Source organism: Streptomyces sp. x-80 (assembly GCF_046549095.1).
In the GTDB taxonomy this organism is placed as follows: domain Bacteria; phylum Actinomycetota; class Actinomycetes; order Streptomycetales; family Streptomycetaceae; genus Streptomyces; species Streptomyces celluloflavus.
The window spans coordinates 1-1,144 of sequence record NZ_JAJPWM010000070.1; the positions used below are offsets into that span (position 1 = coordinate 1).

A 1,144-nucleotide genomic window follows, 5' to 3' on the forward strand; every position below is an offset into this window, starting at 1 on the left:
GGGCGCCCGCGCCTATACCTCCGGCAGCCACATTGTGATCGGTGACGGCGGCGCGGACCGCCACACCCTCGCGCACGAGCTGACCCACGTCATTCAGCAGCGCCAAGGCCCGGTGGCGGGCGCCGACAACGGCGCGGGCCTGAAGGCCTCCGACCCGTCGGACCGCTTCGAGCGGGAGGCCGAGGCGAACGCGACGCTGGCGCTGTCCGGGCCCGCACCGGTGCGGGCGGCCGACCACGACCACGGACACGATCACGGGCCGGGGCACGCCGCCCGCGCTGGAGCGCAGGTGCAGCGCGTAGAAGGGGACGAGCCGCAGCTCTCCATCAACCCCGGCAGCATCGGTGAGGGCACCTACGTCTACAAGGGCGGCATTACCACGGCGGCCAACTTCGCCACGGTGGCCGCAGCGGAGGCGGGCAAGCGCGGAGACGACTGGCACGCCTGCTACTTCGGCGGTGAGGTCGGGGTCTCGCGCGGCTACATGGTCCCCACCGACGAGCAGGTCGAGGAGCACATGGCAAGCGGGATGCGGCGGATGCCAGACATCGGCCTCACCCTGCTGGCGGCGCGGCTCACCAGGAGCCTGAACGTCCTTGACATCACCGGTCCCGCCGCCGACTCCGGAGACATGAGCGGGGCAGCCAAGGCCGCCCTCATCAAACAGCAGCACGGCATCCCCCAGGGGGTAACCCTCATGGAGTGGGCCGCCGCCAACCAGTACGCCGTGCGCATGAATTCCGCGCAGAGCGCCACCTCCAAGGAGATCATTGTCCCCTGGGCGCTCGTCACCAAGTACTTCGAAGCCGTGACGGCTTCGGAGCAACCCGTATGGAACGGACGTGAAATGGGGTACGAGGGCGGCTCACACACCCCCTGACGACCTTGGCCCCCGGTTCGGTGGGAGGTCGAGCCTCACGTCGCACCTCTGGTCGCGCTCCTGGTCGCACCGGAGAGCGCCGGGCGCTGTTGCCCGGCCGTGCTGAGTCGGCCGGGCAACAGTGGTGTGTCCCTTCTCTTCGTCGGCACGGGAGGGGACACGGCCTTCCGGACGGGAAGGTCGACGCTAGTGGCGTCTGGTACTCATTGGCGGGTGGTGGGGGCCGAAGTACAAGGAAAACCCGGAACTTCGCCCCTAAAAACA

Annotated in this window: 1 protein-coding gene; it reads left to right on the plus strand. The window is 69.2% G+C overall.

Annotation, left to right across the window (positions count from 1 at the left end; all coding sequences use genetic code 11):
* Nucleotides 1-880: DUF4157 domain-containing protein (locus ACLJWH_RS41935; RefSeq protein WP_411147068.1), on the plus strand; the 880-nt coding region annotated here is incomplete at its 5' end.
* Nucleotides 881-1,144 lie beyond the last annotated feature (264 nt).